Source organism: Candidatus Protochlamydia sp. R18 (genome assembly GCF_000648255.1).
Taxonomy (GTDB): domain Bacteria; phylum Chlamydiota; class Chlamydiia; order Chlamydiales; family Parachlamydiaceae; genus Protochlamydia; species Protochlamydia amoebophila.
This window is the reverse complement of the sequence record NZ_BASL01000744.1, coordinates 1-3,858: the sequence shown is the minus strand read 5'-3', so window position 1 is coordinate 3,858 and position 3,858 is coordinate 1. Positions and strand designations below refer to the sequence as shown.

Genomic DNA, 3,858 nt, shown 5'->3' with positions numbered 1-3,858 from the left:
AAAAAAAAGGGCCTTAAAACGGGGTGTTTTAAGGCCAAAAAGAAAAGTTTGGCGGCGACCTACTCTCCCACACTCTTGTGTGCAGTACCATCGGCGATGAAAGGCTTGACTTCTGAGTTCGGAATGGGTTCAGGTATTTCCCTTTCTCTAATGCCACCAAACGAAAATCATAAAAGGTTTAAGTTTCACTTATCAAAATCAGCTCTTGAAAACAATCTCACACGCTTGATTTTTTATTTCGCACCACACTGTTTGTGCTAAAGGGAATGGTTTTCATCCTTTAGAAAAAAAGGTGGTCAAGCCGATCGACCGATTAGTATTGGTAAGCTCAACGCATTACTGCGCTTACACACCCAACCTATTAACCACATGGTCTATATGGTGTCTGATAGGGATACCTTATCTTGAGGGAGGCTTGGCGTTTATATGCTTTCAACGCTTATCCGTTCCGAACATAGCTACCCGGCAATGCTCTTGGCAGAACAACCGGCTCACCATTGGTTCGTCCACTTCGGTCCTCTCGTACTAGAAGCAGCTCCTCTCAAGTATCCTACGCCCACAAAAGATAGGGACCAAACTGTCTCACGACGTTTTGAACCCAACTCGCGTACCGCTTTAATTGGCGAACAGCCAAACCCTTGGGACCTTCTTCAGCCCCAGGATGCGATGAGTCGACATCGAGGTGCCAAACCGCCACGTCGATATGAACTCTTGGTGGCGATAAGCCTGTTATCCCCGGAGTACCTTTTATCCGTTGAGCGACGGCGATTCCACATTCCACCGCCGGATCACTAAGCCCGACTTTCGTCTCTGTTCGACTTGCAGGTCTCACAGTTAACTTGCCTTATACCTTTACGCTCTACTCGTGATTGCCAACCACGATGAGGCAAGCTTTGGACTCCTCCGTTACTCTTTAGGAGGATACCGCCCCAGCAAAACTGCCCGTCTGACAATGTCCGAATCCCAGCTTCATGGGATTTCGTTAGATTCCCGACTTATCAAGACCAGTATTTCAACGACGACTCCAGCCCACCTGACGATGAGCTTTCTTAGTCTCCTGGTTATTCTACACATGACAAGTCAAGAGCCAATATCAGAGTACAGTAAAGGTTCACGGGGTCTTTCCGTCTTATTGCGGGTAAACAGCATCTTCACTGCTACTACAATTTCACCGAGTCTCTTGTTGAGACAGTGCCCAGATCGTTATACCATTCGTGCAGGTCGGAACTTACCCGACAAGGAATTTCGCTACCTTAGGACCGTTATAGTTACGGCCGCCATTCACCAGGGCTTAAATTCAATGCTTTGCACTTAACGTGCTAACATCTCCTTTTGACCTTTTGGCATTGGGCAGGCATCACACCATATACTTCGACTTAGACGTCTTTGCATAGTGCTGTGTTTTTGTTAAACAGTCGCCTGGGCCATTTCTCTGCGGCCACAGGATGCTTTAGCAGCGAGTGCTATCACAACTTGTGGCTCCTCTTCTCCCGAAGTTACGAGGATAATTTGCCGAGTTCCTTAACAAGAGTTCTCTCGCGCGCCTTAGAATATTCTTCCCACCCACCTGTGTCGGTTTTGGTACGGTCACCATCAACGATTAGAGTCTATTTCTTGGAAGCCTTGCGCTACGCTATCGGTTCCCCCGAAGGTTTCCCTTAGTGACAACCTGGTCTTCCGTTAGCGGATTTACCTACTAACCAACCTCATTGCCCCACGGACACATCCAATGGTCCGCGCGCTTAACGTACTCCGTCGACCCGTCACCAATGTTTTAGGTGGCGCAGGAATATTTAACCTGCTTTCCATCACCTACGCTTTTCAGCCTCGGCTTAGGGACCGGCTAACCCAGGGAAGACGAACTTTACCCTGGAAACCTTAGGTTTTCGGCGAGGAGGATTTTCACCTCCTTTATCGTTTACTCATGCCATGCATTATCACTAGTATGCGCTCCAACGCTCCTTACGGTACATCTTCGACGCTGCATACTACGCTCTCCTACCGCTTATTCTTTAACAGAATAAACCCGCGATTTCGGCTCTATGCTTTAGTCCCGGATATTATCGGCGCAGAGTTTCTCGATTGGTGAGCTGTTACGCACTCTTTAAATGATGGCTGCCTCTAAGCCAACATCCCAACTGTTTTAGAAACTCCACTTCCTTACTCACTTAGCATAGAATTAGGGGCCTTAATCGGCGATCTGGGCTGTTCCCCTTTTGACAACGTAGCTTATCCCACGCTGTCTATCTCCCGGACGACTTTACAGTATTCGGAGTTTGATTTCCTTTGGTAGGTCGGTAAGACCCCCGCGTGAATTCAGTGCTCTACCCCTGTAAAGGGCTGTCCGAGGCTAACCCGAAAGTTATTTCGAAGAGAACAAGATATCTCCAAGTTTGATTGGCCTTTCACCCCTATCCACAACTCATCCAAAACTTTTTCAACAGTTACTAGTTCGGTCCTCCACAAGGTGTTACCCTTGCTTCAACCTGGTCATGGATAGATCACTTGGTTTCGTGTCTGCGCCAAATGACTTAACGCCCTTTTAAGACTCGCTTTCGCTTCGGCTTCGGAATGAGATCCCTTAACCTTGCCATTTAACGCAACTCGCTGGCTCATCATGCAAAAGGCACGCCGTCAGCCATTCCCAAATTATTGGGCATAGGCCTTCGACCGTTTGTAAGCTATTGGTTTCAGGTTCTATTTCACTCCCCTAACAGGGGTTCTTTTCACCTTTCCCTCACGGTACTGGTTCACTATCGGTCATTAACGAGTATTTAGCCTTGGAGGGTGGTCCCTCCGGATTCAGACCGGGTTTCACGTGTCCGGCCCTACTCAGGTGCTCATCTAGCTAGCTCTCTTTTTCGCATACGGGGCTTTCACCTTGTATCGCCTAACTTTCCAGAAATGTTCTGCTAAAGTTCGCTAGCCATTGTGATGAGTCCTACAACCCCACTAATAAATTAGTGGTTTGGGCTCTTCCCACTTCGCTCGCCGCTACTATGGGAATCTCTGATTTGATTTCTTTTCCTCTGCCTACTTAGATGTTTCAGTTCGGCAGGTGTCGCCTCCTTAACCTATGGATTCAGTTAAGGATAACCAGACATTACTCTGGTTGGATTGCTCCATTCGGATATCTCCGGGTCAATGCTTTTTTCCAGCTCACCGAAGCTTTTCGCAGGTTTCGCGTCCTTCATCGCCTGTTAATGCCAAGGCATCCACCAATAGCCCTTAATAGCTTGACCAAAAAATTTTAGTCTCAAGCAATTAAGTATGAGTTACGACTCACATAAGCTGATCGCTTATGTCACTTAAATTTTTGTGTGAAGATTATTCTCAAGCGCTGATTTTGATCAGTGAATTTGTGATGACTTTGGTCATCTTTACTTTTCACGTTTCTTGTTCTTTCGAACAATCAACGTTTCAGATTAAACTTGATTCTTAAACTTTTATGACTTTCAAAATAACAACTTACCTGCACTAAGCAGGCTATTTATAACAAACAAAACTGTTATAGGTAATTAAACTGGTGCGGTTACCAAGACTTGAACTTGGGACCTCGACATTATCAGTGTCGCGCTCTAACCAACTGAGCTATAACCGCAAGAGCAAATCTTGGAGGCTAGGAGATTCGAACTCCTGACCCTCTGAATGCAAATCAGATGCTCTACCAACTGAGCTAAACCCCCGATTTATAAAGATCGGCTGTCTAAGATTTGCGATCTTTTTCAAATAACTATGCTTTAACAGCATAAGTAAGACAATGTACGAAGCATAGAGCTTGCCCAACCTGTTTGCTAATTTAGCAAACTGTCCTTTAAAGGAGGTGATCCAGCCCCACCTTCCGGTAGGGCTACCTTG

Annotated in this window: 2 tRNA genes and 2 rRNA genes; all 4 read right to left on the bottom strand. The window is 46.4% G+C overall.

From position 1 onward, the window contains the following. Positions 1–46: 46 nt before the first annotated feature. The 4 genes from rrf to TY19_RS08935 all read right to left on the bottom strand — a co-directional run bounded on the left by rrf (position 47) and on the right by TY19_RS08935 (position 3,686). A 5S ribosomal RNA gene (gene rrf / locus TY19_RS08950) occupies positions 47–161 on the bottom strand. 131 nt (positions 162–292) lie between these two features. Continuing rightward, a 23S ribosomal RNA gene (locus tag TY19_RS08945) occupies positions 293–3,242 on the bottom strand. Positions 3,243–3,524: 282 nt separating this feature from the next. Further along, positions 3,525–3,601: transfer RNA gene (locus tag TY19_RS08940), tRNA-Ile, on the bottom strand. 12 nt (positions 3,602–3,613) lie between these two features. Next, a tRNA-Ala gene (locus TY19_RS08935) sits at positions 3,614–3,686 on the bottom strand. Positions 3,687–3,858: the final 172 nt, after the last annotated feature.